General features: G+C 41.2%; 22 protein-coding genes. 6 read left to right on the plus strand and 16 right to left on the minus strand.

All coding sequences use genetic code 11. The features are described from left to right. Positions 1–166: 166 nt before the first annotated feature. Positions 167–814 carry a response regulator transcription factor gene (locus WH223_RS10985; RefSeq protein ID WP_340047693.1) on the plus strand — a complete coding sequence of 216 codons (648 nt, stop codon included), beginning with the start codon at positions 167–169 and terminating at the stop codon, positions 812–814. Between the two features lie 6 nt (positions 815–820). On the opposite strand, the gene WH223_RS10990 is transcribed toward WH223_RS10985, so the two are convergent. From WH223_RS10990 to mraZ, 14 genes are all read right to left on the minus strand, one after another. Next, positions 821–1,960, minus strand: coding sequence for a sugar phosphate isomerase/epimerase family protein (locus WH223_RS10990; protein WP_340047694.1), 1,140 nt, complete (start codon positions 1,958–1,960; stop codon positions 821–823). 260 nt (positions 1,961–2,220) lie between these two features. Further along, entirely contained in the window at positions 2,221–3,927 is a 1,707-nt protein-coding gene (gene ftsZ, locus WH223_RS10995; RefSeq protein ID WP_340047695.1) for a cell division protein FtsZ, read from the minus strand. A gap of 139 nt (positions 3,928–4,066) precedes the next feature. Beyond that, on the minus strand, positions 4,067–5,434 hold the full coding sequence (gene ftsA, locus WH223_RS11000; protein ID WP_340047696.1) for a cell division protein FtsA: 1,368 nt from the start codon (positions 5,432–5,434) through the stop codon (positions 4,067–4,069). A 39-nt stretch (positions 5,435–5,473) separates the two neighbouring features. Continuing rightward, the gene (locus tag WH223_RS11005; protein ID WP_340047697.1) at positions 5,474–6,295 is read right to left on the minus strand and encodes a cell division protein FtsQ/DivIB; all 822 of its coding nucleotides are present in this window, start codon (positions 6,293–6,295) and stop codon (positions 5,474–5,476) included. Then, entirely contained in the window at positions 6,288–7,646 is a 1,359-nt protein-coding gene (gene murC / locus WH223_RS11010) for a UDP-N-acetylmuramate--L-alanine ligase (RefSeq protein WP_340047698.1), read from the minus strand. The genes WH223_RS11005 and murC overlap by 8 nt, the downstream gene beginning before the upstream one ends. A 3-nt stretch (positions 7,647–7,649) precedes the next feature. Further along, complete coding sequence (gene murG, locus WH223_RS11015; RefSeq protein WP_340047699.1) at positions 7,650–8,747, minus strand: undecaprenyldiphospho-muramoylpentapeptide beta-N-acetylglucosaminyltransferase; 1,098 nt, start codon at positions 8,745–8,747, stop codon at positions 7,650–7,652. Between the two features lies 1 nt (position 8,748). After that, a complete protein-coding gene (locus WH223_RS11020; protein WP_340047700.1) occupies positions 8,749–9,942 on the minus strand; it encodes an FtsW/RodA/SpoVE family cell cycle protein in 1,194 nt (397 codons plus the stop codon). Between the two features lie 11 nt (positions 9,943–9,953). Then, complete coding sequence (murD, locus tag WH223_RS11025) at positions 9,954–11,330, minus strand: UDP-N-acetylmuramoyl-L-alanine--D-glutamate ligase (RefSeq protein WP_340047701.1); 1,377 nt, start codon at positions 11,328–11,330, stop codon at positions 9,954–9,956. Between the two features lie 3 nt (positions 11,331–11,333). Continuing rightward, a complete protein-coding gene (mraY, locus tag WH223_RS11030) occupies positions 11,334–12,578 on the minus strand; it encodes a phospho-N-acetylmuramoyl-pentapeptide-transferase (protein ID WP_340047702.1) in 1,245 nt (414 codons plus the stop codon). Between the two features lie 9 nt (positions 12,579–12,587). After that, the gene (locus tag WH223_RS11035; protein WP_340047704.1) at positions 12,588–14,042 is read right to left on the minus strand and encodes a UDP-N-acetylmuramoyl-L-alanyl-D-glutamate--2,6-diaminopimelate ligase; all 1,455 of its coding nucleotides are present in this window, start codon (positions 14,040–14,042) and stop codon (positions 12,588–12,590) included. Positions 14,043–14,046: 4 nt separating this feature from the next. Continuing rightward, positions 14,047–16,167, minus strand: coding sequence for a penicillin-binding protein (locus tag WH223_RS11040; RefSeq protein WP_340047706.1), 2,121 nt, complete (start codon positions 16,165–16,167; stop codon positions 14,047–14,049). Between the two features lie 21 nt (positions 16,168–16,188). Next, positions 16,189–16,593 carry an FtsL-like putative cell division protein gene (locus WH223_RS11045; RefSeq protein ID WP_340047707.1) on the minus strand — a complete coding sequence of 135 codons (405 nt, stop codon included), beginning with the start codon at positions 16,591–16,593 and terminating at the stop codon, positions 16,189–16,191. Between the two features lie 12 nt (positions 16,594–16,605). Further along, on the minus strand, positions 16,606–17,520 hold the full coding sequence (gene rsmH, locus WH223_RS11050) for a 16S rRNA (cytosine(1402)-N(4))-methyltransferase RsmH (protein WP_340048290.1): 915 nt from the start codon (positions 17,518–17,520) through the stop codon (positions 16,606–16,608). After that, the gene (gene mraZ / locus WH223_RS11055; protein WP_340047709.1) at positions 17,513–17,986 is read right to left on the minus strand and encodes a division/cell wall cluster transcriptional repressor MraZ; all 474 of its coding nucleotides are present in this window, start codon (positions 17,984–17,986) and stop codon (positions 17,513–17,515) included. Before mraZ ends, rsmH begins: the two co-directional genes overlap by 8 nt. A 414-nt stretch (positions 17,987–18,400) precedes the next feature. Here mraZ and WH223_RS11060 point away from each other — a divergent pair, with 414 nt between their 5' ends. The 5 genes from WH223_RS11060 to WH223_RS11080 all read left to right on the plus strand — a co-directional run bounded on the left by WH223_RS11060 (position 18,401) and on the right by WH223_RS11080 (position 23,886). Beyond that, the gene (locus WH223_RS11060) at positions 18,401–18,889 is read left to right on the plus strand and encodes a SixA phosphatase family protein (protein ID WP_340047710.1); all 489 of its coding nucleotides are present in this window, start codon (positions 18,401–18,403) and stop codon (positions 18,887–18,889) included. Between the two features lie 70 nt (positions 18,890–18,959). Further along, positions 18,960–20,987: a thioredoxin domain-containing protein gene (locus WH223_RS11065; protein WP_340047711.1), complete on the plus strand. Its 2,028-nt coding sequence runs from the start codon at positions 18,960–18,962 to the stop codon at positions 20,985–20,987. Positions 20,988–20,992: 5 nt separating this feature from the next. Then, positions 20,993–21,496 carry an FKBP-type peptidyl-prolyl cis-trans isomerase gene (locus WH223_RS11070; protein WP_340047712.1) on the plus strand — a complete coding sequence of 168 codons (504 nt, stop codon included), beginning with the start codon at positions 20,993–20,995 and terminating at the stop codon, positions 21,494–21,496. Between the two features lie 382 nt (positions 21,497–21,878). Then, positions 21,879–22,880 carry a beta-ketoacyl-ACP synthase III gene (locus tag WH223_RS11075; RefSeq protein ID WP_340047713.1) on the plus strand — a complete coding sequence of 334 codons (1,002 nt, stop codon included), beginning with the start codon at positions 21,879–21,881 and terminating at the stop codon, positions 22,878–22,880. 100 nt (positions 22,881–22,980) lie between these two features. After that, positions 22,981–23,886 (plus strand): serine hydrolase, encoded by a 906-nt coding sequence (locus WH223_RS11080; protein ID WP_340047714.1) that lies wholly within the window; start codon positions 22,981–22,983, stop codon positions 23,884–23,886. 102 nt (positions 23,887–23,988) lie between these two features. On the opposite strand, the gene WH223_RS11085 is transcribed toward WH223_RS11080, so the two are convergent. Next, positions 23,989–24,615: a Crp/Fnr family transcriptional regulator gene (locus WH223_RS11085; RefSeq protein WP_340047715.1), complete on the minus strand. Its 627-nt coding sequence runs from the start codon at positions 24,613–24,615 to the stop codon at positions 23,989–23,991. 3 nt (positions 24,616–24,618) lie between these two features. Beyond that, the gene (locus WH223_RS11090; RefSeq protein ID WP_340047716.1) at positions 24,619–26,004 is read right to left on the minus strand and encodes an MBL fold metallo-hydrolase; all 1,386 of its coding nucleotides are present in this window, start codon (positions 26,002–26,004) and stop codon (positions 24,619–24,621) included. Positions 26,005–26,051 lie beyond the last annotated feature (47 nt).

Genomic DNA, 26,051 nt, shown 5'->3' on the forward strand with positions numbered 1-26,051 from the left:
TTAAAGTTATTAATAAACAAATTTGCTAATTTTTAGTCAAATTTCAAGTTTTTTAAGAAATCTAATTATCTTCGTACAACCTATTGTAAGTTTTTTTATTAAATTTGTTACTAGAAGGGGCCTTAAGCCTCCATCCTCATATCAAACCCGCTGTTTTCGAATGTAAATGAAGAAAATATTAATAGCTGACGACCATAGCATTGTACGGTTAGGCGCCTCGGTGATTATTAAAGAGAATTTTCCGCAAGCGGAAATCTTTCAAGCACAAACGTATCCAGAGGTATATCAACTTCTAAAAAAGGAGCTTTTTGACTTAATTCTACTTGACATCAACATGCCGGGCGGAAATAATATCAAAGTGATTAAAGAAGTTTTGGATATTCAACCATCAGTTAAAATTTTGGTATTCTCCTCGTATGATGAGAGCCTTTATGCGCTACGCTATATTAGCGCTGGTGCCTGTGGGTATTTGAATAAGAATACAGCGATGAGCGAGCTTAATAATGCCATTTCAAGCATTATGACACGCGGTAAGTATATGTCTGAACATGTGAAAGAACTTTACGTTCAGAAACTGACGACAAGCAAATCTTCGTACAACAAGAATAATCCGATTAATAAACTTTCAAACCGCGAAGTGGATGTGGCAAAACACCTCATCAAAGGATTGGGAATCCTGGAGGTAGCAACCTTATTGGATTTAAGCTCTTCCACAGTGAGTACCTATAAAAGTCGAATCTTTGAAAAACTCAGTGTTAATAATATCCCTGAATTGATCGAGCTTTATAAGCTCCATACGGAAGAGCCTGGATAAGCTGTATTACAGCTTATCTATTGTTACTTCTGGCACGTCAGCATAGGTTGGTACCGAAAGTGGCTTAGCGCCAGGAAAACGGTAACCAGCTTGTGGATCTAAATCCCACAACAAAGGAGCTAAGAAACCAATACAGTTTTTAAAGCCTTGATTGGTGGCTGCAATATTTTGTGTATCCTTAGAGTTCTTCGCTTCGTTTTCAATTTCAAAAGGCCCTGAGAACCCTTTTCCATGTAAGGTAGTTACGAAATCATTCCAGTCCATATTATCTGTACCCCCAAAACCTGGCAACATAGCCTCATAATGATGACGATCCCAGTCATGCTGTGGAATGCTAACACCTGCCAAACGCGCTAAATCTTCATTTACATGCTGCATTGGGTACATACCTCCCCAATCTACGCGAGCGGCAGTTTTCAAATTACGCGTTGTCTTCACATGGATGCGCTTCAAGCGGCTGATATCCGTAGCCTCAATGACATCTACTGGGTTTGTATTTTGCCAAATATCATGCGAAGGATCATAAATCTCGCCATGTGCTTTACTTGGAATAAGGCTGTACATCAACTTACGAGCAGCTAATACGCCCGGCAAATTGTTATAAGTAGATGAGTAACGCGAAGAGCGCCATCCTTCCATCGGACAGTTTTCATAAACAATCGTTACGCCTAAGCTTTCGGCATACTTAACGATAGGTTCGAAAACACGTTTATATTCATCTAAATTTTTCTGAAAGCCATCAATTTCATTCCCTAAAGCATGGTTGTAACCAACGAAAGTTCCTACTTTAACATCATTTGCATCACCACCCAAAAGGTAAGCAATACGGATTAAACGTAGCAAATGGTTTTGATTCTGTACACGCTGATCTTCATCACCGCCAATCATGTTTTCAAAAGCCCCTAAAGACAATTGCAAACCTGCACCATTAAATTTATCTAAAACCTTCTTTGCGTGCTCGCTTGTAAATCCATCATACTCCAAATGCGTTGCTGTATGATCTTCACGTGTACCATCTTTTCTAAACACACATAAATCTACCCCCTGTGCACCAACGCCCACAGAAGTTTCAATTAACTGATCTAGCGTTAATTTATCATAAGCGGAGCTCATCACCCAAATCGGGTTATTTAATTTAGTCGACATATAATACCTGTTAGTTTCAAGCGTAAATATAACAAAAGCTACCAGCATTCCCTATTGCAGCACGACAATTCCCCCCAGCAAATAGCAATAAAAAAACAGAAGCTATCAGCTACTCATCCTACCCTACTAGCTCAATAAGGCGGTTCTCAACACGAAGAGCAAGCAAAAGAGACGATATCACTTCCCAGGATTGATATGTAAAAGTTACGCCATAAAAAAAGGCCATCTGTCGGGATGGCCTTTATATAAATAGGATACTATTAATCTACATTATCGTGCAAGAACGAATTGTTTGGTCTAATTTCAGTTTCACCATCATCAAAAGATAATGTAAAACGAGACACTTGAGATTGCGAAGAATGTGGAACATCATCTAAAGATTTCTGTCTTCTTTTGTAAGCAGGCTCATTTTCTAATTCTTGTAAACCATTGCTAGATTTTAATTTCATGCTCAACTCTTTCAAACGTAAGATGCGCTCTTTCGTTTTCAACAATTGGTCTTCAAAATCAATCTCACGCTCTGGTGCTACTTCTCTAGCTACAGGCTCTTTCGCGAAGAAAGATTCCTCTTGTGGTACGTAAGCTTCAGGAGCAGCTACTTCCTTTGTTTCGTAAGCATCAAATACCGTTGGCATTTTGAACTCAAACATAGAAGTCGATGTCTTCAACTCAAACCCAGAATGCTCGATTGGTGCCTCCTCAACCTCAGGCTCTGGTGTATCCAAAGTATGACGAATAATATGAGACTCCTCACTTACAGCATGTACTGCCGTTTGTAATGGTTTTGGTGAGCTAAACAAATCTGCTGAGCTTGTCGGCATTTGACTAGTTACTGGCATCGCATTCTGAACAGGCTTCACATATGGTGAGTTTGCAGAAACAGCTTCAGCTGGACTAGCAGCAAATTGGTTTTGTACTACTGGTTTTACAAACTGGTTCATTGTAGGCTCAGGAACAAGAGGCAAAGCAATTTTTTCTTGCTCTTTTTCTTTCACACGTTCCTCTGTCGTTTGAAATCCTGTTGCGATGATTGTAACGGAAAGTTCATCATCAAATTTCTCATCGATACAGTTACCCCAAATTAAGTCAGCAGAAAGACCAGCTTTCTCTTGAATATAATCAGTGATGATCGCTACCTCATCCATAGTCACCTCTGTTTTACCAGACGTGATATTTAATAAGATGTAACGCGCACCTTCAATTTCATTATCTTTTAATAACGGAGATGCTAAAGCTCCTGTTACCGCCTCGATAGCACGATTCTCGCCTGTAGCGATAGCGTTACCCATAATAGCAACACCGCTATCATTCATAACTGTACGCACATCTTTAAAATCGACGTTTAGGTAACCAGGAATAGTGATAATCTCCGCAATACCTTTCGCAGCTGTTGTTAAGATATCATCCGCTTTCGCGAATGCAGCAGTCATCGTTAGGTTACCGAAGATTTCACGCAATCTGTCGTTAGAAATCACTAAATAGGAATCAACATATTTGCGTAACTCTTCCAAGCCTTCTTCAGCTTGTGAGCGACGTCTTTTCCCTTCGAATGTAAAAGGAGTAGTAATAATAGCAACAGTTAGGATACCCAGCTCACGCGCAGCTTTAGCCAATACCGGACTTGCTCCAGTACCTGTACCACCGCCCATACCAGCTGTGATAAAAAGCATCTTTGTGTTGGTACCCAACATGCGTTTGATATCCTCAATGCTTTCAATAGCCGAGTTCTCACCTACATCAGGATCTGCACCAGCACCCATACCTTCTGTCAAACTAACTCCTAATTGTACCTTGTTTGGAATAGGGCTCAGTTCTAAGGCTTGCGCATCCGTATTGCAAACGATAAAATCCACCCCTGTTATCCCTTGCTTGTACATGTGATTCACGGCATTTCCACCGCCACCACCAACTCCAATAACTTTGATTATTGAAGATTGCTCTTTTAACATTTCAAATTGAATCGACATAAAATATCCTATTTAGCTGATGCTGAACCACTCCCAAAACCTATATGGGTTCAACAATTCCAATGTAATAATAACAAAATATGAACAAGAGTTTTCCACAATTGTTAAAATGTGGAAAACTCAATAATTTGTGGAAAACTTACCGCTTTCCAATAAAAGTATCATCATCGATACCTGCATCGTCTTTGATAAAATCAGATAGAATTTTGGTAAACCAACTTTCTTTTTTACGTTTTTCTTCAGCGATTTCAGTTACCTTTTCGTCTTTAACTTTTCCTTTAAAATTAACTTCTTGCTGTGTAGCCTCATCATCTTCGATAGTTTGTACACCCTTGATTAGCAAGCCAATAGATGTTGCATACATAGGGCTTTTCAGCTCTTCCAATGCTTGTTTATTCAACATCTCTGTTTTTGCTAAATACTCGTTCGGGTAACCGATACGACAACCAATACCAGTGATGTATTCTACAGACTGCACCAAGTGTTTCAACTGCGCACCACCACCCGTGATAACGATACCAGCAATTAATTTATCTTCATAACCTGAAGACTTGATTTCGTAATAAACGTGCTCAATAATTTCATCCATACGTGCTTGAATGATATAAGCTAAGTTTTTAACAGAAATCTCTTTAGACTCACGACCACGAATACCGGGTACGCAAATCACTTCATTATCTTTATTTTCATCCGCTAATGCAGATCCGTAACGCACTTTCAATTGCTCTGCTTGATTACGCAACACAGAACACCCTTGTTTAATATCTTCCGTCACGATATTTCCACCCAAAGGAATAACAGCAGTATGACGGATAATACCTTCATGGAAAATAGCAACATCTGTAGTACCTCCACCGATATCAACCAAGACAACACCAGCAGTTTTTTCCTCTTCATCCAACACAGCTTCGGATGATGCAAGAGGTTCTAAGACTAGAGAAGATACTTCTAAATCCGCATTATCTACACAGCGTTTGATATTGCGAATATCGGTAACACGTCCAGAGATAATATGAAAATTAGCCTCTACACGACGTCCAGCCATACCAATAGGTTCTTTAATGCCGGGTTCGTTATCGATAGTAAATTCTTGTGGCAACACATGAATAATCTCTTCTCCCGGAGGAAGAACAAGCTTGTACATATCAGAAATCAACTGCTCCACATCTAAGCGGCCAACCTCATCGTAGTCTTTTTTGGTCAAAATACCACGGTGTTGAATACTCTTAATGTGTTGTCCAGCGATTCCAACGTTGACAACTTTAATATCCACATTTGATTGTGATTCCGCAATAGAAACAGCTTCGCGAATACTACTCACCGTCTTCTGGATATTAGCAACAACGCCACGGTTCACGCCCGACGATTCTGCTTTACCGACACCCAAAAGTTCAATTTTGTTTGTACCACTACGGCGCCCTACTGTCACACAAATCTTTGTTGTACCGATATCCAAACCAACGATGATTGGATTCTCTTTTTCGTTTTCTGTTAATCTTGGTTTCATATGCTGTGTATTTGTTGCTGTATATTTTCTGTCTTACTACTAATTCATTTTCAATTGTAAACTGTCTAAACGCCAAGTGCCCTTTCGTTCACATATTATTTGGTCGTCATACTTGACATTTACGCGTTCATAGGCATCTACGCCTACTTTTGGCAAGATATTCTTGTAGAAAACCTCAATTCTATTGAGCTTTCCTTCTAAATTATCTGCATTACCAATCACCAATTGCTGCGTTCCTACGCGAGGCACAACCTCAATATCTCGCTGCTCATTCACGTAGAGCTGTACAATTTGATTGCTCCAAAACTCATCCTTACTCACATAATCCACAATCTGGACTAAATCTTTCACCGTCTGGGTTTCTACACTATCTAATGGCTTTTTATAGCCTTCGGCAATATTTCCACTCGCTACTAAAACATGTGGAACATATTTTAAAGTAACAGGGATCTTAGCCCCTTTTGTATCAATATAATACTCTTGACCGTTTTTATTAATGACACGCAAAACAACCTCTCGCTGTTGTACAGTCACTTGTAGCACACCGTCCATATCCATGTGAATCTCTGCCGCAGACACGTAAGGCAATTTTGCCAAACTCTGCTCAATGCGCTCCACTGGTATTTCATTCAACGGTCTACCTACAATTCTTCCATACTGCGTTTTAATCAAGTTTGAAATATCTTGCTGATCAATGAACGTCTCCTTCCCTTCCACCATCACTTTCAACGATGCACACACTTGCGTCGCATCCTTCTTATTCACCAAGCTCATCAGCATGCCTACGCCAACAAGCGCCACAATCGCTAACGAGGCATAGCCTACAATTCGCCAAGGTATGTTACGAACCGTCTCAAGCATATTGACCTACAATTTGCTTCAACGGTTTCACCACTCTATCAATATCTCCAGCACCTACGGTAACCAACAAAGTCGGCTGCTCAGTTTTTACTAATTCCAATAACTCTTCCGGACTAACAACCCGCTTATCCGCTAAGTTTATCTTATCCAGCAACCAGGTAGAAGTTACTCCCTCCATAGGAAGCTCACGCGCAGGATAAATTTCCATCAAGTATAAAGTATCCGCTAAGGCCAACACTTCAGCAAAACCATCTACGAAATCACGCGTACGGCTAAACAAGTGGGGTTGAAAAACAACCGTTAATTTCTTCGCTGGATAAAGCTTACGCATAGAGCTCAAAAAGGCTCTTAACTCCTCCGGATGATGCGCATAGTCATCAATATAAACAGCACCTTGCTCACGAACAATATATTCAAAGCGACGTTTCACCCCTGCGAAAGAGCTTAAACCTGCTCTAATTTTTTCAGGAGCGATGCCTAATAGTTTTGCTACCGTAATCGTTGCTACAGCATTCTCCACATTATGTATCCCTGGTATACCTAAAAGTAGGTCTGTCAAGGTCAAGTCTTCCGAGATATAATCAAAGTAGAACTCTCCATTTTCAACACGGATGTTTGTAGCATACGCATCGCAGGTGTTCTCCTGTCCATAGCTAATCGTCCCAGAGAAAGGCAAGCCTTTCTTAACGATAGATTTTCCGTCAGCAACAACACGACCTAAGAACAACTCGAACGATTCTATCAAATGACGCTCGTCTCCATAGATATCTAAGTGGTCTGCGTCAGCAGAAGTTACCACGGCAATATTTGGATGTAGCGTTAAGAAAGAACGATCATACTCATCGGCCTCTACTACGACTACATTATTATCTCCGTACAATACGTTGCTCTGGTAATTTGTACTTATTCCACCCAAGAAGGCTGAACAGTCATAACCAGAATCTTTCAACACATGCGCAATCATTGTTGAAGTCGTCGTCTTACCGTGTGTTCCCGCTACCGCAATGGTAAAGCGGCTTGCCGAGATAATGCCCAACACCTCTGATCGTTTATACAAAGTGCAGCCTTGGTCGATGAAGAAATTTTTCAACTTCAAATCCTTCGGTACTGCTGGTGTAAAAATTAATAATGTCTCTTCAGATGGTGCTTTATACGCTTCTGGGAGTATCGATAAATCATCGCTATAAGTAACATCAATACCTTCAGCAACTAAAGCTTGTGTCAACTCCGTCTCCGTACGGTCATACCCCTGCACTTCACAGCCTAAATGCTTGAAGTAACGAGCAAGTCCGCTCATCCCTATTCCCCCGATACCGAGAAGATACACACGTTTTATACGATCCAGATTCATCTTCTATTTTATTAATTTTAACACCTCTTTTGCAATAACTTCATCCGCTTCTAGCTTGGCTAGCTGCTGAATATGCTTACCTAAATCTTCGCACTTCGCTTCATCAGCCAGCAGATTTAAAACCGCATTGACCAACTCTTCTCTCGCCACACGGTCGGCTACCAAAACGGCAGCATCTTTTCCAACCAATGCTTGTGCATTTTTCGTTTGATGATCTTCAGCCACATTTGGCGAAGGCACCAACACAACAGGCTTACCAATAACGCATAGCTCTGAAATAGTTCCAGCACCAGCACGTGACACAACCACATCAGCAGCGGCATAAGCATAATCCATGCGTTGCAAAAATGGAAGTAACACAATCCCTGTAGGAAGCTTACCCTCCAATTGCGCCTTCAATGCTTCGTAATAGTAAGAACCACATTGCCAAATCACCTGAATCTGGCTCTTTTCTAATGCTTCAAATCCACCAATCACACAATCGTTCAATGTCTTAGCACCTAAACTTCCGCCCGTTACTAAAATTGTTTTACGATCGTTAGACAAGCCAAAGGAAGCCAATGCTTCTTCTCTTTTTCCAGCTATCGCTACCGACTCGCGTCGAATAGGGTTGCCTGTAAAAATGAGCTTCTCTTGCGGGAAGAATTGCTCCATCCCTTCATAAGCTACACAAATGGCTTTCGCCTTTTTGCCTAACCTTTTATTTGTTACTCCCGCATAGGAGTTTTGTTCTTGAATCAATGTAGGCAAGCCTACAAAATTGGCCATCATGAGCAACGGTCCCGAAGCATACCCTCCTACACCTACTGCTACATCAGCCTTAAACTCTTTAATCACTTGGCGAGCTTTCAACAAACTACCTAATAGCTTGAATGGCAAAAGCAGGTTTTTAACCAAAGATTTTCTATCTATCCCTTGAATCGTTAGTCCTACAATTTTATAGCCCGCCGCAGGAACACGCTCCATTTCCATCCGTCCTTTAGCGCCAACAAAAAGAATCTCCACCTCGGGCTCCATACGTCTTAACGCATTAGCTATCGCTATTGCCGGGAAGATATGTCCCCCCGTTCCGCCTCCACTGATGATTACTTTATGTGCCATATTAAATTGTTCCTACGACTACCCTTTTTTGCTTCGGTAGTTCGACTAACTCTTCTTTATCTTTTAACTCTTCAATATTTCTACTCACACTCAGAATAATTCCGAGTGCAACACTTGTAAACAAAATCGATGTCCCCCCCATACTTACCAATGGTAGTGGCACCCCCGTCACAGGACCAAGACCTACAGCAACTGCCATATTAGCCAATGCCTGAATCGTCAAACTAAAGCCCAAGCCTGCGGCCAAAAAAGCACCAAAAGCTCGTGGACTTAAAGTCACAATACGGATGCAACGATACATCAACGCTAGGTATAAGAACAACAAAACGGCACCTCCCAATGTTCCGTATTCTTCGACAATAATGGCGAAGATAAAATCGGAATATGGGTGTGGTAGTAAGTTACGACCAACACTATTCCCGGCACCTTTACCAAAGAACTCTCCGCCCGCAATTGTCATCTTCGCTAAGTTCGCTTGGTAGTTTTTATCCTCTTGGAAGTTAACTTCCTTATCGACCACTTCCTTCTTAAAGAATCCCTCGATACGACTAATATAAGTAGCACGACGTGGACCAATCAACATGACCAAAATCAACAAGAAAGCGCCACAGACACTCACTATCATGATTTGCTTGAAACTAATACGTCCTATTAGAAGCAATAAAATACAAGTCCCGAACAGCATCAAAGCTGTCGACAAGTTTGCCCATGCAATCAAAATAAAAACGGTACAAACGGCCCCCATAATCGGAAGAAAGGACTTCTTAACATCCTTAATATCTTCTTGCTTACGCGACAGCATACGCGCCAAGAAGGTTATCAAAGCTAATTTTGCTAAATCGGATGTTTGGAAAGTCTGGTTAATCACCGGGATAGTTACCCAACGACTTGCGTCATTAACTTTATTACCACCAATCAGTGTAAACAGCAAAAGTGGTATCGTAACAATCATCAACATTTTTGAAATACCGGCATAATAACGGTAATCCAACTTATGCGATAGATACATTAAAATCAAACCTACGGCCACGATAGAGAAATGCTTGAACAGGTACAATTCCGTCCCCTTACCTTCTTTATAGGCAAGCGTCCCAACGGAGCTATACACTGCAAGCAAAGACCAACCAGACAGGACTATCACAATAATCCAGATCCACTTGTCTCCCTTGAGCTTATTAAAGATTTGATCAATCATACCCTATTATTTTATAAAGCCATTACTGCTTCTTTGAACTTGTCGCCACGTTCTTCATAGTTCTTAAACCAATCGAAACTAGCACATGCTGGCGACAACAATACCGTATCACCTTTTGTTGCTAAATAGGAAGCAATCTCTACAGCATCTTGCATAGAAGAACTATTAACGATTACGTCTGTATCATCTTCAAAAGACTCATTAATACGTAGTGTATCGGTGCCAATACAAACGATAGCTTTTACTTTAGCACGTACTAAATCACGCAACATTTCGTAATCATTCCCTTTGTCAACACCTCCCATAATCAATACGATATCGGAACTAAAGCTCTCTAAAGCGTACCATACAGAATTCACGTTGGTAGCCTTAGAATCATTGATATAGTTAACACCACCAATAAAAGCAACATGCTCTAATCTATGCGAAATGTTTACATAGGACTCCATACTCTCCTTCATCGCCTGATTACGCAATTCTTGCGCTTTTGCCATCAGTCCCGACGCCATATTATTGAAAACATTATGTTTTCCTTGTAATGACAACTCTTCAATATTCATGGTAAATACTTCTTTTTGATTTGGTATGTTAATAACTATATTTCTCTCCTCGTCGAGATAAGCCCCTAGGGCTAATACCTCATTTTGTGTGAAAGGCAAATGAATCGCCTTCGTCGGATGTAAGGGCAAGCCTTTCATCGTCTCTTCATCATCCAAACAGTAGATGAAGTAATCATTCGCTGTTTGGTTTTGCACCATTCTAAACTTCGATGCAACATAGTTCTCCAACTTATAATCATAGCGATCTAAATGATCGGGGGTGATATTAAGGATTACCGCCACATCGGCTCTAAAATGATACATATCGTCCAACATAAAGCTGGAAATCTCTAATACGTATACATCAAAATTGGAACGCGCCACCTGCAAAGCGAAGCTCTTTCCAATATTACCTGCTAAGCCTACATTAACACCTGCATTTTGAAATATAGCATAGGTCAACATGGTTGTTGTAGACTTCCCATTAGACCCTGTGATACAATATAACTTAGCATCGGTGTACTGCGCGGCAAATTCAATTTCCGAAATCACCGGAACATTAGCTCCACGCAACGCCTGAATCAATGGGGCACGCTCTGGAATACCAGGGCTCTTCACCACTAAATTGGCCTGCATAATTCGTTCTTCCGAATGCTGCAACTCTTCAAAGGCGACGCCTTCAGCCAACAGTTGTTCCTTATAAGCGGTAGCTATAGCTCCTTTATCAGAAACGAATACATCAAAACCTTTATCCTTCGCTAGGATAGCCGCACCAACACCGCTCTCTCCAGCTCCCAAAACAACCAGAAAACCTGATTGCGGATAGTATGTATGTGCGATATTGCCCATCTCTTATCTTACTTTTAAGGTTACGATTGTCAAAATTGCTAATATGATAGACACGATGAAGAAACGCATAACGATCTTCGATTCGTGATATCCTTTTTTCTGATAGTGGTGATGCAAAGGCGACATCAAAAAGATACGTCTACCTTCACCGTATTTCTTTTTCGTGTATTTGAAATAAGAAACCTGTAAAATCACCGATAGATTTTCCAACAAGAAAACCCCACATAAAATTGGAATCAACAGTTCTTTGCGGATTAAAATCGCAAAAGCAGCGATAATACCTCCGATAGTCAAACTACCTGTATCCCCCATAAACACTTGAGCAGGATATGCATTGTACCATAAAAAGCCTGTACATGCCCCGACAAAAGCACCTGCAAAAATCACCAACTCTCCCGAATTAGGGATATACATGATATTGAGGTAATCCGAGAAAATAACGTTACCCGAAACATAAGCGAGTATTGCCAAGGTAATACCTATAATAGCCGATGTACCTGTCGCTAACCCGTCAATTCCGTCGGTAATATTAGCACCATTGGAAACTGCCGTAACAATAAATACAACAACAATTAAAAACACAATAAACGTAGCCAGGCTACTTGTCAAGCCAAATGAGCTTAACACTTTCGAATAGTCAAACTCGTTGTTCTTATAGAACGGAATATTCGTTTTTGTAGATTTCACATTCTCCGTGTAATAACGCTCGCCTGTTTGCGTATCCACCATAACTTCAACAGCTTTTGTAGAAGTTGGATTTTTCACCTCTTGGCGCACAGCAATATCAGGATGGAAATACATCGTGAAAGCAATCAATACACCAAGACCTACCTGACCAATAACTTTAAAACGACCCGCTAAACCTTCTTTATTTTTACGAAATACTTTAATATAATCGTCCAAGAAACCAATAGCTCCCATCCATAGTGTTGTCAAAATCATGATAAGCACATAGATATTGTCTAGCTTGGCAAACAAAAGAGTAGGAATCAAAATACCAGCAATGATGATCAATCCACCCATCGTTGGCGTTCCTGCTTTTTGTTTTTCTCCTTCCAACCCTAAATCGCGTACCGTCTCTCCCACTTGCTTGTTATGCAAAGCTTGGATTAATCGTCCGCCATAAACGGTGGTAATAATCAACGAAACAATAACAGCAATAGCTGTACGGAACGAGATGTATTGAAACAGCCCCGCACCTGGAATATGCATATGTTCTTGTAACCAAGTAAATAAATAATACAGCATTCTTCTTTATTATTGTTCGTTAAACGTCTCTTCTAAAATTTCACGGTCGTCAAAATGTTGACGAACGCCTTGAATCTCTTGATACTTCTCGTGCCCTTTGCCCGCCACAAGAATAATATCACCTGGCTGCGCCAATTGGCAAGCCGTGCGTATAGCTTCTTTACGATCAGCAATGGTAAGCACATGCTTACGTGCGCCTGCAGGCACACCAGCTTCCATATCTTTTATAATTTCCATCGGGTCTTCCGTACGAGGATTATCCGACGTAATGATAAATTTATCACTCATTTTACAGGCTACAGCAGCCATCTCTGGGCGCTTCGTTTTATCACGATCGCCACCACAACCAAGTACGGTGATGATCTGTTGCCCTGTTTTACGCAACGCATTAATTGTTTCTAACACGTTTTCTACAGCATCTGGCGTATGTGCATAATCCACAATACCAACAATACCTGCCTTCGAACGAACGGTTTCAAAACGACCTTCAGCTCCGCTAATCTCGCTCAGACCAATCAATACTTTCATCGTCTCTTGCTCCAATAAAATAGCGGCACCATAAACGGCTAATAAGTTGTAAGCGTTAAAACCACCTACTAACTTCACCCAAAGGTCATGCGTATCTACTTGCAGCAACATACCATCAAAGTGGCTTTCTGTAATTTTAGCTTTAAAATCAGCCATTGTACGTAAGCCATAGGTTTTCTTATGTGCTACTGTATTTTGCAACATAATTTTACCGTTACGGTCATCTAGATTTGTCAATGCGAAAGCATAGCGATCTAAATCATCGAAAAACTTCTTCTTCGCTTTGATATAATTATCAAACGTTTCGTGGAAGTCCAAGTGGTCATGCGTCAAGTTTGTGAAAATACCACCCGCAAAACGGAGACCTGCAATACGCTGCTGAACGATAGCATGCGAGCTAACTTCCATGAAACAGTAATCACAGCCTTCATCCACCATCTGACGCAATAACGCGTTTAATGCAATCGGATCAGGTGTAGTATGTGTCGCAGGAATAACGCGACCAGCCACTCTATTTTCAACGGTAGAAATCAATCCTACCTGATAGCCTAAATTTTCAAATAAGTTATACAGAAGCGTTGCAACAGTAGTTTTACCGTTTGTTCCCGTAACACCAACAAGCTTCAACTCTTTCGAAGGATCAGCATAAAAATTAGTAGCCAACAAGCCCAACACATAGGAAGAGTCGTCAACCAGCACATAAGTTACTTCAGGTTTCAAATGCAAAGGAAGAGCCTCCAATACCAAAACGGTAGCTCCTAGCGCTATTGCTTTATCAATATAATTATGTCCATCTACATGCACACCACGCACCGCCACAAACAAACTGTCTTGTGCCACGGCTCGTGAGTCAAAGCTTAAAGCCTCAACCGTTACCTCTAAAGGTCCTTCCAGTTGCTTTACTGGAATCGCATGTAATAACTCTTTTAGCTTCATCGCTTTAGTTTAAAACCAAATTAATAGATGTACCCGTTTTAAAATTCTCACCTGCTAACAAAGACTGTGTTACCACACGTCCTTTCCCACTTATTCTTGTTTTGAAGCCTGCATTTTCCATCGCAAAAACAGCATCCGACAAGCCCATTCCCAACACGTTGGGAACTACGCCTTCTTTAACCTGCAATTCCGCAAATGGTAATAACTTCGCTGCCGAATCACGTCCCTGCACCAAAGCATTCAAATTAGCAGGGTGTAACCCCAGCTCTTCATACACTTTTGTCGATGCTTCTTTTGACCCTGCCAACGTCAATGGTACTTTCGTTCCCGCCGTATTCACTTTTCTAGCATCCAAGGTACCATGCAATGACATATCATTAGCATATACCATATCGGCCAATTCTTTGAATACTGGACCAGCGATAGCGCCACCATAATATCCTTTTCTTGGGTTACGAATAACGACAATGATGGAGTATTTTGGATTCTCCGCTGGAAAATAACCAGCGAAAGAAGACTGATAACGTCTTGCTCCATATCCTTTTGTGCCATCATTCATCTGTGCCGTACCCGTTTTACCCGCCGAAGTATACAAAGGAGAGCTCAACCTCTTACCTGTTCCTTCAGTCATCACCCCCTCTAACATTTTCTTCGCCTTATCGATTGCTCCTTTAGATGCAATCTGCTTACTCACTACGCGTGCTTCAAAATGCTGCACTGTATTACCCAAATGACGAATCTCCTTTACAAATAAAGGAGCCACCAATTTACCATCGTTCGCAACAGCGTTATACAACATCAATGTCTGCAAAGGCGTTAAGCGTAATTCATAACCATATGCCATTTGCACCAACGATAGTTTGCTCCAGCTTCTGCTATCTGGCCGTTTAACCCAAGGCTTCACTTCGCCTGGAATTTGCAACCCTAGTGGTTGTGCTAATCCAAATTGATATAGCTTATCCACATATTTCGTCGGTTTATCACCGTAGTATGTATTCACCAATTTAGCCACCGCCACGTTGGAAGACTCTTCAAAAGCCTCTAACACCGTAAGCACCGACTTTTTAGGCGCATGGGAATCTTTAATCGTATGCGCAGGAACTTTATACGTTCCATTTCCAATATCAACCGTAGACCCTAGGTCCACATAGCCATCATCCAATAAAGCCAGATAACTGGCTAACTTAAATGTCGATCCCGGATCGGCTCCTTGTGCAATAGCGTAGTTGTATTTCTCTCTAAACACCCCTTCCGAATCACGTGTGAAGTTGGCTATTGCCCGTACTTCACCGGTCTTCACTTCCATTAGTATCACACAACCGTTATCCGCGTCACTCGCAATCAACTGCTTCTCTAAGGCACGCTGTGCCATATCTTGCATATTGACGTCAAGCGTAGAGATGATATCAGAACCATCAACTGGTGCTACTTCTACCGCTCTATTTATTGGGACCCAAAATCCACCAGCTATACGCTGCATTAACTGGGAACCACTCTTGCCGTCTATATAATCACCATAAGCACCTTCCAACCCAACTAAAACGGTATCCCCCTTGGTGTTTTTATAGCCAATTGTACGGGCAGCTAAATTTGTAAAAGGAAGAATACGCTTGTTCTCACGAATACTTACTAAACTGCTCGAATATTTTCTTTTTCCTTCTTTAAATGTTTTAAAAAGCGGAAAAGTCTTAATCTCTTTTAACTCTTGATGCGAAACATTACGCTTTATCAACGTATAGCGCTGCTTTTTTGAACGCGCATTTTTCAGCATCATCAAATATTGACGTGACGATTTATCTTGAAAATAATTCGCCAAACGAATGGCTAATGAATCCACTTTCGAATTAAATACATCACTCTCCTCTTCCGGAATTGCCATCGCGTCGAAACGCAACTCATATTCAGGAACTGAAGTCGCCAACAAGCTACCATCGTTGGAATAAATATTCCCGCGTGCGGCCTCAATTACACGTTCGCGAATAGTTAAGCTATCCACCATTGCACGCCACTCGCCACCATCGACGTACTGCAAGTGCAACAGCTTTCCAAAAACTAAAAACGCACCAAACACCATAAGCCCGAACGCTAGGTACACTCGCATAAGTATAGATTTCCTAATATTCATAACGTTACCGTGTTATTATTTTTATTTCTTTTTTACAACTTCAATTTTAATTGGCGGCTCTTTACGTTCTTTTAAACCCAACGTATCTGCTCGCTTGGCAATCTCCGTTTGGGTCGTCATTTTCATTAGTTCAGCAGACAGCGATTTATAATCCCAGCTCAACTCCTTCACATCGCGCCCTAATCGGTCAATTGTTCTTACCGTACGCTCCGCCAAATGTCGATTTGAGATATATAACAATCCCAAAAAGGCAATAAAGGCTGCAAACGGTAAATTTCTAGCCACTAAGTAGCTAGATAATTTCTTTGTCGAGACTAGAGAACGTATAAAATCACGTGTTTCCTCTACTTTCTCCTCGACGGAATCGTTCATTTGCTCTTGAACTTCCTCACTTAGCTCCTTGTCTTTTATCGTATTTCTCGACATATCTACAAAACACTAAGCGATTTTTTCCGCGACCCGTAATTTCGCACTACGTGCTCTATTATTAATAGCCAATTCTGCATCACCTGCCACAATAGCTTTGCGACTGATTACATGAAATGGCTTTATTTCATTACCAAAAAAATCTTTCTCCACTTCCCCTCTAAACTTACCCTTCTGCATAAAGCTCTTTACCAAGCGATCTTCCAAAGAGTGGTAAGACATAATCACCAAACGTCCTTCTGGTTTCAAAACAGCGATGGTCTGTGTTAAGAAATCCTGTAAAGCCTCTAGTTCTTGGTTTACCTCAATACGTAGCGCTTGAAAAACCTGCGCATGGTATTTATTTTCTTTTCCCCGTGGAACATGCTTCTTAATCACCTCCTTCAAACCCGCCACCGTCTCGATAGGTGCTTGCAAGCGCGCTATCACAATGGTCTTCGCCAAAGAACGAGCATTCTGAATCTCACCATACATACCGAAGATGCGATGTAAATCTTCCTCCGAGTACGTATTCAACACTTTTTTAGCGTCCAAGTCTGCCACTTGATCCATGCGCATATCCAAATCCGCATCAAAACGAATGGAAAAGCCACGCTCTGCAGAATCAAACTGATGGGAAGAAACACCCAAGTCACCTAATACAGCATCAACTTCTTTAATCCCCAAAAGGCGCAGATTATTCTTTAAAAACTTAAAGTTCTGATGCACCAATGTAAAACGAGGATCATCCAAAGCATTCTTAACAGCATCCGGATCTTGATCAAAAGCAATCAAGCGACCATTAGGTCCTAAACGCTTCATAATCTCACGAGAATGCCCTCCTCCACCGAAAGTAACATCTACATAGATGCCATCCGGCTTAATATTCATAGCCTCCATACATTCTTCCAGCATTACTGGAACATGGTACACAGCTTCATTACTCATCATTTCCTCCTTCCTCACCAAATATCCCCATTACATCCTCTGCTAGATCAGCAAAATCCTCAGCCGATACGGCTGCCATCTGCTCTTCATATTTAGCTTTAGACCAAACTTCAATTTTCTCTAGGTTACACGCCAACACCAACTCTGCTCCCACTTCTGCATATTCCAAGAGCGCCTTTGGCAATAATACTCGACCCGCCGCATCCAACATCAACTCGGTAGCACCACTCATAAAACGACGAACAAACTCTCTATTTTTGACTTGAAATTGATTTAAACGAGACAGCTGCTTCAGGATTTTATTCCACTCCGCACGCGTATAGATTACTAGATTTTTTTCGAAACCACGATTCACAACAAGCCCCTCACGCTCTACATCAGGCAGTTGCCTTTTGAGCGCAGCGGGAACCACCATTCTACCCTTGGTGTCCAACTTGCATTCGTATTCTCCTATTAAAAAAACCATTAGTCTATTTGCCTAATCAAAATGTTATGTAAAAGTATACACTTTCCCCCACTTAACCCCACTTTTCAACACAAAAAAGTTTTCCACAGCAAATTTACGCTCATTTCACGACAACAATAGAGGTCTAAAAAACCCTATTTAAAAGCAAAAAACACAGTTTTTAAGCTTAAAAACAATTACAAAACCAAACCAAAAAAAATAAAGTGAAAAGCAATTTTATTTTTATGTTTTTTCCATCAACTCGTAACAAACAAGCAACTTAACTATCGATTATCAATAAAAACATGAAAAAGTGGGGGAAAGTGGAGAACAAAAAATGCTATTTTCGAATTATGTTATTCAAGGGGATGAAAATAGGCATATTCGAAACCTACATACGCTAACTTCAACCGCAAAACAGGAGAAAAAATAAACATGAAAAAACTTTATATTATTCGTCATGCTAAAGCAGAAAACCCAACTTTTGAGGGTACGGATTTCGAACGAGACCTTCTACCTGAAGGTGTAGAAAAAGCAATACAAAAAGCAACCTTACTTGCACAAGATTTAGACCTCCATACTAAAGCCTTAACACATATCATCAGTTCCCCTGCAAACAGAGCAAAACAAACGGCACAGATTTTCTGTTCCATACTCCAAATTCCATTGGACCAAATTCACTACGAAATTAAAATCTATGAAGCCCATTATTTGGAACTTTTAAAGGTTCTTAACGACTGCTCGTCGGAAGATGCACAGGTTTTAATTTTCGGACATAACCCCGGTTTATCCGATTTGACAGCCTACCTGACGGATGATTATGTCGGCTTAGCAACTGCTGATATTGCCTACCTAACGCTTGATGAAAACATCGATTTCAGCACCCTATCCGCAAATACAGCTTATTTACATAAAGTTATTTAACAGGTAATGGAGCGATAAAAGAGACTCATAAACAAACGATTTAAAAGGCTATTCTGTATCTTCGTAGGCTATGGCAAACAAACTGGAACACGAATCATCACTATACCTCAAGCAACATGCGCACAATCCTGTAAATTGGATACCATGGGGACAAGAGGCTTTGGACAAGGCGAAAGCAGAGAACAAACTAATCTTAATAAGTATAGGTTATTCTGCCTGCCATTGGTGTCACGTTATGGAACGGGAGAGCTTCGAAAATGAAGCCATTGCGGAAACCATGAACCGTTTTTTTGTACCTATAAAAGTGGATCGCGAAGAACGGCCAGATATCGACCAGATTTACATGATTGCGGTGCAATTGATGACAAATGCTGGTGGATGGCCTTTAAACTGCATTTGCTTACCCGACGGTCGCCCTATCTATGGAGGTACTTATTTCAAACCACAAGACTGGCAAAGCGTTTTACTGCAAATCGCCCGTATGTGGGAGGAACGTCCACAGGTAGCAATGGATTATGCGGAACGTTTGACCGCAGGAATTCACAAAGCAGAAAAACTACCCATCAATCCTATCCCTCCTGCCTATCAGCAGCAGGACTTGTTAGATTTGGTCAATCCTTGGAAAGAACAATTTGACGATAAAGAAGGAGGTTATCTTCGTTCGCCCAAATTCCCGCTTCCCAACAACTGGCTATTTTTTCTGCGCTATGGCGCTTTAGCGAAAGATGAAGTACTCTTGAAGCATATTCATTTTACCTTGGAGAAAATTGCCAACGGCGGAATTTATGACCACGTAGGTGGAGGCTTTGCCCGTTATGCAGTAGATGACGCATGGTTTGTTCCACATTTTGAAAAAATGCTCTATGATAATGGTCAATTAATATCGCTCTACAGTGAGGCTTATCAACATCAACCTAATCCAAAATACAAAAGGATTGTGGACGAAACGATAGCTTGGGCACAGCGAGAAATGCGCGATGCTAACGGAGGTTTTTATGCCGCACTTGATGCCGATAGTGAAGGCGTAGAAGGGAAATTTTACACCTTTCATCAAGAAGAAATAGAAACAGTCTTAGGCAAAGATGCTTCGCTTTTCAACGCCTATTTCAACTGCACAGCTCAAGGCAACTGGCACGAAGAACATATCAATATTTTAAACTGCGCCATGGATGCCGACACGATGGCACAAGAAGCAGGCTTCTCTCCCGCAGAATGGGAAGATTACCTCTTCGAAATCAAGGAAAAGCTGCGTCTATATCGTGAAAAACGAGTTCGACCAGGACTTGACACCAAACAGATCACAAGTTGGAATGCTTTAATGATTCAAGGTCTTGTCGATGCTTATCGCGTGTTTAATGAGAGCAGCTACCTCGAACTAGCGGTACAAACTGCCCTCTTTATTGAGGAGCACTGCTACCTTAACGACGATTTGTTACACCAAAAAGCAGATGAAAACCGTCAAATATTAGCATTCTTAGATGATTACGCCATGACCACCCAGGCTTTTATTGCGCTTTATGAAGCTACCTTCGAAGAAGAATGGCTCTTAAAAGCCAATCGTCTAGCTGAAAAGGCTATCGCATTATTTTATGATGCTGATAGCAAAGCCTTTTATTATACGGCTAAAGATGCGGAAGCATTAATTGCGCGCAAGAGCGAAATTATGGATAATGTAATACCATCTTCTTCTTCCACCATGGTGCGCAGCCTGTATAGATTGAGCGAAATATTGGACAACACGGACTACTTAGCCATAGCAGATCAAGTGTTCGCCAATGTATTCCCACATATGCAACAATATGGGTCGGCCTATTCCAATTGGGGCATCCAACTGATTGAACATGTTTACGGAGTCAATGAGGTCGCTATCACCGGAAAAGATGCGTTAAATTGGAGAAAAGAACTCGATAAATACTATATTCCGAACAAAATATGCGTGGGAGGAACAAAAAGTACACTTCCACTACTAAAGGACAAAGCAGGTATGGAAGCAAAATCATACCTTTGCAGAAATAAAACATGCAGTCTTCCACAAAGTTCGATTGCACATATCATTGAATTAATAAACAATAACGGGGATAGCACCCCAATAAACTAAGTAAAATGGCTATAGAAAACAACAATGTAGTTGCTTTAAATTACACCCTTCACATCGTTGAAGAAAATGGTGAGAGAACTTTCGTAGAACAAACTACAGCTGAAAATCCGTTAACATTTTTATATGGAGTAGGCATGATGCTTCCTAAATTTGAGGAAAACATCGCTGCTTTAAACGAAGGTGATAAAGGTTCATTCACTTTAACAGCTAATGATGCTTACGGTGAAAAAGACGAGCGCGCAGTTGCTCAATTACCTGCAGATATGTTTAACGAAACAGGTTTACCTCCAGTAGGAGAAGTAATCCCATTACAAGATAACCAAGGAAATCAATTCCGCGCGGTTGTGATTGAAGTGAGCCCAGAAATTGTGGTAGCTGACTTAAACCACCCAATGGCCGGAAAAACGTTGAGCTTTGACGTTGAGATTTTAACTGTTCGTCCAGCAACGGAAGAAGAGTTAGCTCATGGTCATGCACACGGTATCGATGGCGAAGCAGGCCACGAATAAGTAACTATAAGAGTATTGCTTTCTGGAAGTGAATATTCTTCTGGAAAGCAATAGCTTTTCTTTTAGACCCTTCCCTCAAAATAGCATTAAGCTCCTACCTTACCGCCTAACGGCAACAAAAGCATGTTTCTCTCAAACCCACCGAGCAGAATTTTATTCTGATAAAAGCTATTATACAAATAAAAAAAGTCAGCAAAAAGCTAAAAACAAAATATAAACTAATATTAGTAATGATTTTGTCACAATAGCACGATTACTACATTACAAAATCACAAATAATCGTATTTTTGCACCTTTAAAATAGTCTCTGTCTACCTAGATAAGGTTTACAGCAATAAATAACAACAGGCTTTACCCTGGAATAAAAGTATAACCGGATTATATGAGTGTAGATTTATCAAACAAAGTATTTGCAGCGATTACAGCAGTTGGCGGATATATTCCACAAAACAAACGCACAAACTTTGACTTAGAGCAAGTATGTGATACTTCCGATGAGTGGATTATCAAGCGCACTGGTATTAAAGAACGCCGAATACTAGAAGAGGAATTAGCAACCTCCGATATGGCCGTTCGCGCCATTCAAGATTTAGTAAGTCAGTTTGGTAAAAATCTACAAGATGTAGACGCTATTTTGGTAGCGACTTCTACGCCTGATATGCCAATGCCAGCCACAGCGAACATTATTGCCGATAAATTAAACATCAAAACGGCTTGGGCTTTTGATATCAATGCTGCCTGTTCTGGATTTTTGTATGCACTCGATATGGGGGCATCCTTAGTGGAAACAGGCCGTTATAAAAATGTACTAATCGTCGGTGCCGATAACATCAGTACCTATGTAGATATTCACGACCGCTCTACCAATATTCTTTTTGGTGACGGTGCTGGTGTCGTGTGGTTAGAACCATCGAAAGAAGGGGGCGTAATAGACGCGCTATTGCAAAGTAATGGATCAGGACGCGACTTCTTGAATATCGAAGCTGGAGGATCTTTATATCCACTAGATAGACCTGATGTAGACATTACGGATAAGATGTACTTAAAGCAAGATGGCAAAACAGTATTCAAACATGCTGTTCAATCGATGAGTGATGCTTGTTTGAATGTCTTAAAACGTAATAACCTAACGGTAGACGACGTTAACTGGTTGGTGCCACACCAAGCGAACCAACGCATTATCGATGCCGTAGGTCGCTCTATAAACATTGCTGAAGGGAAGACCTTAAGTAATATTGAATATTTAGGAAACACGATAGCAGCAACCATTCCGCTTTGTATTTGGGAAAACCTTAAACAAATTAAAACAGGCGACTTGGTTATGCTGACAGCTTTCGGCGCTGGATTCTCCTGGGGAGCAAGCTTGTTCCGTTGGATGATTTAATCCCGCTAAAGCGAATAAAATTAGGATGCCTTGATATTTTCAAGGCATTTTTTGTTTATATACGTTGATATTCCGTATTTTAGACAGACTAAATCAAATTATGAAAACACTTCTCATCGCCCTTTTTATTGGAGCTAGCTGCTGTAGCAATCTCCTTTTCGCGCAAAAAAACGATAAAGCATTAACACAGCTTCTACAAAATGAAATCAACAACTTCCAAGGAGACATTGGTATCTATGTAGAACATTTCGGCAAGAAAAGCTATGCTGCCATACAAGCGGACAGTCTATTTCCGACGGCCAGCATCGTCAAGGTACCGATACTTGTAGGTGTGTTCAACAAAATAAATAAGGGTGAGCTAAAGCTGAATCAAGGATTTACCTATGACCAAAAGCGCAACTATGGCGGTTCAGGCTTAATGCAGTTTTACAGGGATAGCGCACAAACGGATCTTTCAACGATGATATCACTGATGCTTACCTATAGCGACAATATCACCTCCATATGGTGCCAAGAGCTCGCTGGTGGTGGCCTTGAAATCAACCCGCTACTGGAGAAGTTAGGTCTCCCGCAAACCAAGATAAACTCTAGAACGGCAGGCCGTGAGGACCTTTGGAAAGTATATGGATGGGGACAAACAACACCTCGTGAAATGTCAACCTTAATGACTCTCATCCGCAATGGGAAGATATTCTCTCCACAGCTATCAGACAAGATGTATCGTTACCTAAAGAATCAATTCTACAATGGACGATCTTTATCACAAATTCCAGCACATATATCCACCGCAGCGAAGTCTGGATCGGTAGATGATGCGCGCGGCGAAACGGTCTTTGTAAATGCACCTTCGGGCGATTATGTATTCACCATACTCACTAAAAATATTAAAGACCAAAGTTGGTCTTCCGATAATGAGGCAGAAAACTTGACGCGAAGACTTTCAAACATCCTATGGAACTACTTCGAGCCAAAACAACCCTTCACCCCTTATTCTGCTATTAAATAAAAATTAATTAACGAGTTTATAAAGCACACAAAAAAGGGCGTAGATATTAAATATCTACGCCCTTTCTTCATCCGACGACAGTCGAAAAATAGTTAAATTTCCTTAGATCAATACACGAATCTCATTGCGTAATAACACAATTTTATCTTCATTTTCCAATTTCTTTAAAATACGCGAAATGACTACTCGCGAGCTATTCAAGTCTGTCGCTATTTGTTGGTGCGTAAGGGTTAGTATACGATCATCCAACAGGGCAGACTTCTCCCTCAGATAATCTAAGATACGTTTTTCCATATTGGAGAATGCCAAGCCATCTATAGCCGCCAACATCTCATCCATACGCTGTGCATAACTCTGCATGATGAAATTGCGCCAGGATGGATATTTACCTAGCCACTCTTGCATATATACATTAGGTACCATCGCGACATAAGAATCTATTTCTGCTATCGCTCGTATTTCACTGACTTTCTCGCCGACACAGCAGGCAAGAGACATGGTGCAGGTCTCCCCTTGCTCCAAATAATACAGCAGTAATTCTCCCTGCTCTGCATCTTGCCGCATAATCTTGATAGCCCCTTCCAGCAGTAAAGGCATCATCTTGACAGATTGCCCTAAATCTACAATAACTGTTCCCTCCCGAAAGAACCTAACGGAAGCGACTTTATCAAGCTCCCCTAATAGCGCTGGCTCCAGAATACTTGAAAATGCAAGGGCTAAGCGGTCCATAGGTTATGCTCCTTTTACCGTTTCTTTACCTTGGGCTAACCAATCAATGAAGCTGCCTGCATAGTTCGAAATCTGCGTAAATCCAGCTTTCTCTAAATAAGAATAAGCTATGGTTGCACGGTCACCAGATTGGCATTGGATGATTACATCTTTGTCTCGTAAGTCTGTCAAATCTTGCTTAGGCAGGTGTCCTACAAAGCGATGTATAGCGCCTGGAATATGTTCTTTTTGAAATTCAGACTTATTACGCACATCGAGCAAGCAATAACCATCTTTATCTTTTAAAGCGTCAACATCTGCGGCATCGACTAGCTTTGTTTCTACTAGCGTAGCCTTATCAATATCATGCACGTAGCCCACAATGCCATCCATACCAATACGCATCAGCTTTCGTGTAATTTCTTCCTTTTCATCTTCGCCAGCAATAATGACGAGTTTATCAGTATAGCCCAGCATCCAACCGGCCCAATTAGCCATCGCATTATTATGTTGGATGTTCAACGATCCTTTAATATGTCCGGCGGCAAATCTATTCTTATGGCGCGCATCAACCAGCGTATACCCTTCCTTACCCAACACAGCATCTATCGTTAGCGAAGGATGATTAGGAACAGCTGTCAATAGTGGTCTATCGACTTTATTCAGCTTCTTCATCATCGCAAAATAGGTGGGAGCCTCCGGCTGATCACTAAGCAACGTATCACGGAAACTTTCGTAATCATCACCAAACTGTAGCGCCCAGTTACGGATTTTCTCATAACCAACGGTCGTGCTCGGAACAGAACCTAATGCTTTTCCACAGGCAGAACCAGCGCCATGCCCTGGCCATACTTGCACATAATCGGGTAAGCTTAAAAACTTATTCAAGGAAGCAAACATCTGCTCGGCACCGATATCTTTACTGCCTACAATGCCTGCAGCCTCCTCTAGCAAATCAGGACGACCAATATCGCCTACAAACACGAAGTCGCCGGTAAAGAGCATGACAGGCTCATCGGAAGCGGGATGGTCGCGCAATAAAAAGCTAATGCTCTCTGGCGTATGCCCTGGTGTATGCATCACTGTTAGGCTTAAATTGCCTACTTGTATTTTATCACCTTCTTTTAAACCGACATGTGTAAATTCATACTGCCAGTCCGCCCCTCCTTCATCGGAGAGGTACATGGTCGCTCCTGTCACCTCGGCAAGCTCGCGCGTACCCGCCAAAAAATCAGCATGAATATGTGTTTCAGCAACATGCGTTATACGCATATTGTTTCTTTTTGCAATTTCAAGATAGGTGTCAATATCTCTTTTAGCATCAATCACTATTGCCTCATTCTTAGCCTGACAACCAATAAAGTAACTTCCTTGCGCCAAGGTTTTATCATACACTTGTTGAAAAAACATCTCTTTCTCTTTTAGTTAAACATCAATTTATTAATGGGTAGTCCTTT

Origin of the sequence: Sphingobacterium sp. MYb382 (assembly GCF_037572665.1) — a bacterium.
Classification (GTDB): domain Bacteria; phylum Bacteroidota; class Bacteroidia; order Sphingobacteriales; family Sphingobacteriaceae; genus Sphingobacterium.

Coding starts and splice junctions, on each gene's coding strand:
- WH223_RS11040 (WP_340047706.1), bottom strand. CDS start 16,167: ATGAATATTAGGAAATCTATACTTATGCGAGTGTACCTAGCGTTCGGG.
- murC (WP_340047698.1), bottom strand. CDS start 7,646: ATGAATCTGGATCGTATAAAACGTGTGTATCTTCTCGGTATCGGGGGA.
- mraY (WP_340047702.1), bottom strand. CDS start 12,578: ATGCTGTATTATTTATTTACTTGGTTACAAGAACATATGCATATTCCA.
- WH223_RS10985 (WP_340047693.1), top strand. CDS start 167: ATGAAGAAAATATTAATAGCTGACGACCATAGCATTGTACGGTTAGGC.
- ftsA (WP_340047696.1), bottom strand. CDS start 5,434: ATGAAACCAAGATTAACAGAAAACGAAAAAGAGAATCCAATCATCGTT.
- WH223_RS11085 (WP_340047715.1), bottom strand. CDS start 24,615: ATGGACCGCTTAGCCCTTGCATTTTCAAGTATTCTGGAGCCAGCGCTA.
- WH223_RS11020 (WP_340047700.1), bottom strand. CDS start 9,942: ATGATTGATCAAATCTTTAATAAGCTCAAGGGAGACAAGTGGATCTGG.
- WH223_RS11080 (WP_340047714.1), top strand. CDS start 22,981: ATGAAAACACTTCTCATCGCCCTTTTTATTGGAGCTAGCTGCTGTAGC.
- WH223_RS11045 (WP_340047707.1), bottom strand. CDS start 16,593: ATGTCGAGAAATACGATAAAAGACAAGGAGCTAAGTGAGGAAGTTCAA.
- ftsZ (WP_340047695.1), bottom strand. CDS start 3,927: ATGTCGATTCAATTTGAAATGTTAAAAGAGCAATCTTCAATAATCAAA.
- WH223_RS11005 (WP_340047697.1), bottom strand. CDS start 6,295: ATGCTTGAGACGGTTCGTAACATACCTTGGCGAATTGTAGGCTATGCC.
- mraZ (WP_340047709.1), bottom strand. CDS start 17,986: ATGGTTTTTTTAATAGGAGAATACGAATGCAAGTTGGACACCAAGGGT.
- murD (WP_340047701.1), bottom strand. CDS start 11,330: ATGGGCAATATCGCACATACATACTATCCGCAATCAGGTTTTCTGGTT.
- murG (WP_340047699.1), bottom strand. CDS start 8,747: ATGGCACATAAAGTAATCATCAGTGGAGGCGGAACGGGGGGACATATC.
- WH223_RS11070 (WP_340047712.1), top strand. CDS start 20,993: ATGGCTATAGAAAACAACAATGTAGTTGCTTTAAATTACACCCTTCAC.
- WH223_RS10990 (WP_340047694.1), bottom strand. CDS start 1,960: ATGTCGACTAAATTAAATAACCCGATTTGGGTGATGAGCTCCGCTTAT.
- WH223_RS11035 (WP_340047704.1), bottom strand. CDS start 14,042: ATGAAGCTAAAAGAGTTATTACATGCGATTCCAGTAAAGCAACTGGAA.
- WH223_RS11090 (WP_340047716.1), bottom strand. CDS start 26,004: ATGTTTTTTCAACAAGTGTATGATAAAACCTTGGCGCAAGGAAGTTAC.
- WH223_RS11075 (WP_340047713.1), top strand. CDS start 21,879: ATGAGTGTAGATTTATCAAACAAAGTATTTGCAGCGATTACAGCAGTT.
- WH223_RS11060 (WP_340047710.1), top strand. CDS start 18,401: ATGAAAAAACTTTATATTATTCGTCATGCTAAAGCAGAAAACCCAACT.
- rsmH (WP_340048290.1), bottom strand. CDS start 17,520: ATGAGTAATGAAGCTGTGTACCATGTTCCAGTAATGCTGGAAGAATGT.
- WH223_RS11065 (WP_340047711.1), top strand. CDS start 18,960: ATGGCAAACAAACTGGAACACGAATCATCACTATACCTCAAGCAACAT.